This is a genomic window from Nocardia aegles (assembly GCF_052545135.1).
On the sequence record NZ_JBQWRI010000019.1, the window covers coordinates 23,325 to 29,454 of the forward strand.

6 protein-coding genes are annotated in these 6,130 nt (G+C 66.0%); all 6 read left to right on the forward strand.

Going from position 1 to position 6,130, the window contains the following annotated elements; all coding sequences use genetic code 11:
• The first annotated feature begins 108 nt into the window (after window positions 1–108).
• Window positions 109–1,080, forward strand: coding sequence for a F0F1 ATP synthase subunit gamma (locus tag ACT89H_RS28765; protein WP_445111803.1), 972 nt, complete (start codon window positions 109–111; stop codon window positions 1,078–1,080).
• Between the two features lie 50 nt (window positions 1,081–1,130).
• Window positions 1,131–2,579, forward strand: coding sequence for a F0F1 ATP synthase subunit beta (atpD, locus tag ACT89H_RS28770; protein WP_445111804.1), 1,449 nt, complete (start codon window positions 1,131–1,133; stop codon window positions 2,577–2,579).
• A 19-nt stretch (window positions 2,580–2,598) separates the two neighbouring features.
• Entirely contained in the window at window positions 2,599–2,976 is a 378-nt protein-coding gene (locus ACT89H_RS28775) for a F0F1 ATP synthase subunit epsilon (RefSeq protein WP_445111812.1), read from the forward strand.
• A 254-nt stretch (window positions 2,977–3,230) separates the two neighbouring features.
• Window positions 3,231–3,653, forward strand: coding sequence for a DUF2550 domain-containing protein (locus tag ACT89H_RS28780; protein WP_445111805.1), 423 nt, complete (start codon window positions 3,231–3,233; stop codon window positions 3,651–3,653).
• 58 nt (window positions 3,654–3,711) lie between these two features.
• The gene (locus ACT89H_RS28785) at window positions 3,712–4,293 is read left to right on the forward strand and encodes a cob(I)yrinic acid a,c-diamide adenosyltransferase (RefSeq protein ID WP_445111806.1); all 582 of its coding nucleotides are present in this window, start codon (window positions 3,712–3,714) and stop codon (window positions 4,291–4,293) included.
• 216 nt (window positions 4,294–4,509) lie between these two features.
• On the forward strand, window positions 4,510–5,769 hold the full coding sequence (gene murA / locus ACT89H_RS28790; RefSeq protein WP_445111807.1) for a UDP-N-acetylglucosamine 1-carboxyvinyltransferase: 1,260 nt from the start codon (window positions 4,510–4,512) through the stop codon (window positions 5,767–5,769).
• The last annotated feature ends 361 nt before the right edge of the window (window positions 5,770–6,130 follow it).

The window sequence follows — 6,130 nt, forward strand, 5'->3', positions numbered from 1 at the left end:
CTATTCGATCCGCGGCAGGCGCGACGGGCACGAGGGTGGCCGCAACCACCTCGTGCCCGGCGGATGCCGCCCATCCCACGCAGCGAATGAAGGGAGTGTGAACCGCTGATGGCAAGCTTGCGTGAATTGCGCTCCCGCATTCGTGGTGTGAATTCGATCAAGAAGATCACCAAGGCCCAAGAGCTGATCGCGACCTCGCGCATCTCCAAGGCCCAGGCCAGAGTCGCCGCCGCGAAGCCGTACGCGGAGGAGATCACCAAGGTCCTCAGCGAGCTGGCGAGCGCGTCGAAGAACCTGTCACATCCGCTGCTGACCGAGCGCCCCAACCCGCGCCGGGCGGCCGTGCTCGTGATCACCAGTGACAGCGGTATGTGCGGTGGCTACAACTCGAACGTGCTCAAGCGCGCGGAAGAGCTGATGACCACCCTGCGCGGCGAGGGCAAAGAGCCGGTGCTCTACGTCATGGGCAACAAGGGCCTGACGTACTACGCCTTCCGCAACCGCTCGTACGTGTCTGCGTGGACCGGGTTCTCGCAGCAGCCGAAGTACTCCGATGCTTCGTCCGCCTGCCACCACTTGGTCGACGCCTTCATGGCCGGTTCCGACGGGGCGGTGCCCGCTCCGAACGGGACGGGTGACATCGCCGGTGTCGATGAGCTGCACGTCGTGTACACCCGCTTCGTCTCGATGCTGACGCAGACCCCGGAGGTGCGCCGCTTGGCGCCGATCCAGGTGAGCTACGTCGACGAGAACTTCGACCTGGGCGAGGACATCGTGTCGGATTCACCGACCGCGGAGGTCCACGCGCAGTACGAATTCGAGCCCGACGCCGATGTGCTGCTGGCGGCGCTGCTGCCGAAGTACGTCAACACGCGCATCTACGCGTCGTTGCTCGAGGCAGCGGCATCCGAGTCAGCGGCTCGGCGCACCGCAATGAAGGCCGCCACCGACAACGCCAACGAACTCGCGAGCGTGCTCCAGCGCGAGGCGAACTCGGTGCGCCAGGCCCAGATCACGCAGGAAATCAGCGAAATCGTCGGTGGCGTGAACGCGCTGGCGTCGAGCTCGGACCGCGACTGAGCGCCTGCGCCCCCCGAAGCCGCATATCGACACGGAGAGAACCAACACCAATGACCGCAGCTGTCACTCAAGACAACACGAGCCGGACCGGCGGCGCCGTAGGCCGCGTCGTCCGGGTCATCGGCCCCGTCGTGGACGTCGAGTTCCCGCGCGGAGCCATCCCCGAGCTGTTCAACGCTCTGCACGCCGAGATCACCCTGACCTCGGTGGCCAAGACCCTGACCCTCGAGGTCGCCCAGCACCTCGGTGACAACATCGTGCGCACCATCTCGATGCAGCCGACCGACGGCCTGGTCCGCGGCGCCACCGTCACCGACACCGGCAAGCCGATCTCGGTGCCGGTCGGTGACGTGGTCAAGGGCCACGTCTTCAACGCCCTGGGCGACTGCCTGGACACTCCGGGCCTCGGCCGTGAGGGCGAGCAGTGGGGCATCCACCGCAAGCCGCCGTCGTTCGACCAGCTCGAGGGTAAGACCGAGATCCTGGAGACGGGCATCAAGGTCATCGACCTGCTCACCCCGTACGTGAAGGGCGGCAAGATCGGTCTGTTCGGTGGCGCCGGCGTCGGCAAGACCGTTCTGATCCAGGAGATGATCACCCGTATCGCGCGGGAGTTCTCCGGTACCTCCGTGTTCGCCGGCGTCGGCGAGCGCACCCGTGAGGGCACCGACCTGCGCCTGGAGATGGAGGAGATGGGCGTCCTCCAGGACACCGCCCTCGTCTTCGGCCAGATGGACGAGCCGCCGGGCACCCGTATGCGTGTCGCCCTGTCGGCCCTGACCATGGCCGAGTACTTCCGCGACGTGCAGCACCAGGACGTACTGCTGTTCATCGACAACATCTTCCGGTTCACCCAGGCCGGTTCCGAGGTGTCGACCCTGCTCGGCCGGATGCCCTCCGCCGTCGGGTACCAGCCCACGCTGGCCGACGAGATGGGTGAGCTGCAGGAGCGCATCACCTCGACCCGTGGTCGGTCCATCACCTCGCTGCAGGCCATCTACGTGCCCGCCGACGACTACACCGACCCGGCTCCGGCGACCACCTTCGCCCACCTCGACGCGACGACCGAGCTCTCCCGCCCGATCTCGCAGAAGGGCATCTACCCGGCCGTCGACCCGCTGACCTCGACCTCTCGCATCCTGGAGGCCTCGATCGTCGGCGACCGGCACTTCCGGGTGGCCAACGAGGTGAAGCGGATCCTGCAGAAGTACAAGGAACTGCAGGACATCATCGCCATCCTCGGTATGGACGAGCTGTCGGAAGAGGACAAGGTGCTCGTCGGCCGCGCCCGTCGTCTGGAGAAGTTCCTCGGCCAGAACTTCATCGTGGCCGAGAAGTTCACCGGTCAGGTGGGTTCGGTCGTGCCGCTCGAGCAGACCATCGACGACTTCGACCGGGTCTGCAAGGGCGAGTTCGACAGCTACCCGGAGCAGGCCTTCAACAGCTGCGGTGGTCTCGACGACGTCGAGGCGGCCGCGAAGAAGATCCTCGGAAAGTAGTCAGATGGCGACCGAGTCCATTAACTACATGTCAGTCGATCTCGTCGCGGTCGAACGACTGCTCTGGTCCGGCCAGGCGAGGTTCGTCAGCGCGCAGACGACCGAGGGCCAGATCGGCATCATGGCCGGCCATGAGCCGCTGCTCGGCCAGCTGGTCGAGGGCGGCACGGTGACGATCGTGGACACCGACGGTCAGCGGGTCGTCGCCGCGGTGCACGGCGGCTTCTTCTCGGTGACCGCGAACTCGGTTCGGGTGCTCGCCGAGTCGGCGGAATTCGCCGACGAGGTGGACGTCGAGGAGGCCCGCCGGGTGCTGGCCGACTCCGACGCCAGCGAGGAGCAGCAGCGGGCCGCGCAGGCCCGGGTGCGTGCGGTCGAGCAGACCGCGAACGCGTAGCAACAACCTGTCATCGAGAACGATCGCTGTCGGCGGTGAAGCTTTCTTCACCGCCGACAGCGTCTTTCAGGCGAGTCGGACACGGCCGGGGCATTTGTAAACTCGGGTCCGTGATTGAATGACCGCACGCGGTGTGAGCATCGGGCTCGGAGGCGAAGGCCTGCGAAACCAGGAAAAGCTCGTACACCGCGAATCGATTGTCGTGTGGACGACACGGCGGCGGAGCGAAGGGACGAACGGCATTGCAAACCGGGATGGTTCTCCTGATCATTCTGGTGCTCACGCTCGTGTTCCTCGCCCTTGCCTCGACTTACCGCCTGATCATGTTGCGGCGCGGCGGAACTGCCGCGATCCTGCGTGTCCTCCCCGCTCGCGGCGGTCAGGGGTGGCGGCACGGACTGATCCGCTACGACGAGGATCGTCTGGTCTTCTTCAAACTCACCAGCCTGAAGCTCGGCCCGGACTCCACCATTCGGCGTCAGGGCATCGAGATCGGTGATCGCCGTGGCCCACGCGGCGACGAATACGACATCATGACCGACGACATCGCCGTGATCGCCGTATCCGACCGTGCGGGTGACTTCGAGTTGGCCCTTGATCGCGACTCCTTGACCGCCTTTCTCTCCTGGGTGGAGTCCCGCCCCTCCGATCGCACCCGGCGGATGCCGGGCCGATAGTCCGGGTCCCACGGCTATCGGCAGCCCCGCGTGCGGCCGCGACCGTTAGGGTTGTGCTGTGAGCGTGCATTTGACCCGGATCTACACCCGGACCGGCGATGACGGGACAACGGGATTGAGCGACTTCTCCCGGGTCGCGAAGACCGACCCACGCTTGGTCGCCTACGCCGACTGCGATGAGACGAACGCCGCCATCGGTGTCGCGATCGCTCTCGGCGGCCCGGACGACACGATGCTCGCCGTGCTGCGGCAGATACAGAACGATCTGTTCGACGCCGGGGCCGACCTGTCCACCCCCGTGGTCGCGGAGCCGAAGTATCCGCCGTTGCGGGTCACCCAGCCCTATATCGATCGGCTCGAAGCATGGTGCGACGAGTTCAACGCCGGGCTACCCGCGCTCGATTCGTTCATCCTGCCGGGCGGTACGCCGCTGGCGGCCCTGCTGCACACCGCGCGTACGGTCGCCCGCCGCGCGGAACGCTCGGCCTGGGCGGCGATCGAGTCCCATCCGGAGGACACCAACGTGCTGCCGGCCAAGTACCTCAATCGCCTCTCGGATCTGCTGTTCATTCTGAGCCGGGTGGCCAACCCCGGCGGCGATATCCTGTGGAAGCCCGGCGGGGAACGGCCGAGGGGCTGATCGCGTAGCAGCGCGGGCGAGTATCCGAGCGATCCCTGGGTATGGCAGGCAAGGTGACGAGACCACCTCGTCGATCGCAGTACGCCGATCCCGCGGCACTCGCTCTCGAACGGCGAAAACGGCCGGAGGCGAGGGCAGTCGTGGAGAGGCGGCACCGTAGTGCGTCGCCCCAACTATCCTTGCACCAACAGTGCGCCGAATACGCGGAGAGGCGGCATGGAACGGTTTTTGGTTACCGGCGGAAATCGACTCGTCGGTGAGGTCACAGTGGGGGGCGCCAAGAACAGCGTCCTCAAACTGATGGCCGCTGCGCTGCTGGCCGAGGGCACCACCACGATCACGAACTGCCCGGACATCCTCGACGTGCCGCTGATGGGTGATGTGCTGCGTGGTCTCGGTTGCGACGTAGCCATCGACGGCGGAGTGGTTACCATCACCACGCCCGCCGAACCGAAGTACCACGCGGACTTCCCCGCGGTGACGCAGTTCCGCGCGTCGGTGTGTGTGCTCGGTCCACTGATGGCGCGGTGCAAGCGGGCCGTCGTGGCGCTGCCCGGTGGTGACGCCATCGGCTCCCGGCCGCTGGACATGCACCAGGCCGGTCTACGCCTGCTCGGCGCGACCAGCGAGATCGAGCACGGCTGCGTGGTGGCCAAGGCCGACGAGTTGCAGGGTGCCCGCATTCGTCTGGACTTCCCCTCGGTCGGCGCGACCGAGAACATCCTCATGGCGGCGGTGCTCGCCGAAGGGGAGACGGTGATCGACAATGCCGCGCGCGAACCCGACATCGTCGACCTGTGCAACATGCTCGTCCGGATGGGCGCGCGGATCAGTGGCGCAGGCAGCTCGGTACTCACCATCGAGGGGGTCGAGCGTCTCCAGCCGACCACCCACCGTGTCATCGGGGACCGCATCGTCGCCGCGACCTGGGGCATCGCCGCCGCGATGACTCTGGGCGACATCCGCGTCACCGGCGTGAATCCCAAGCACCTGTCGCTGGTGCTGGACAAGTTGCGGTCCGCGGGCGCGCGCATCTCGTTCGAGCAGGACGGGTTCCGGGTGGTCCAAGCCGACCGTCCGCGCGCAGTGAACTTCTCGACGCTGCCGTTCCCCGGTTTCCCGACCGACTTGCAGCCGATGGCCATCGGGCTCGCGTCCATCGCGGATGGAACCTCGATGATCACCGAGAACATCTTCGAGGCGCGCTTCCGGTTCGTGGAGGAGATGATCCGGCTCGGCGCCGACGCGCGCACCGATGGCCACCACGCGGTGGTGCGCGGGATCCCGCGGTTGTCGAGTGCGCCGGTGTGGTCGTCGGACATCAGGGCCGGCGCGGGTCTGGTCCTCGCGGGCTTGGTCGCCGACGGGACCACCGAAGTACACGACGTCTTCCACATCGATCGCGGATATCCGAATTTCGTCGAGCAGTTGCAGGCGCTCGGTGGCGATGTCACGCGCGTCGGCGTGACGGATTGAGCGCCGCAGCGGCAGGGTCGGTGGCACGTTACGAGAACTGTTCTTGAAAACGCGTGCTGACCAGGGGATTTGACATCATGAACGCAGACACGTAACTTATTCCAAGTCAGAGCGACACGGACACCGACCCGGAGCCGAGGAGCTGAGCGGAAACGCTGAGCGAGAGGCCAGGGAAACGAGGTAGGACGAGGAGCGCCTGACGCTCACACTAGCTTGAAAGCGACCTCAGTTTGCAACTGGGTTCGCGAGTGGGCTAAGCTGGAAAAGTTGCTTCACGGATGGTCCGGAGTTATTCGGGCTGGATGTGTGTGCGTGTGTTCTTTGAGAACTTAACAGTGTGTCGATGAATGTCAGTGCCAAA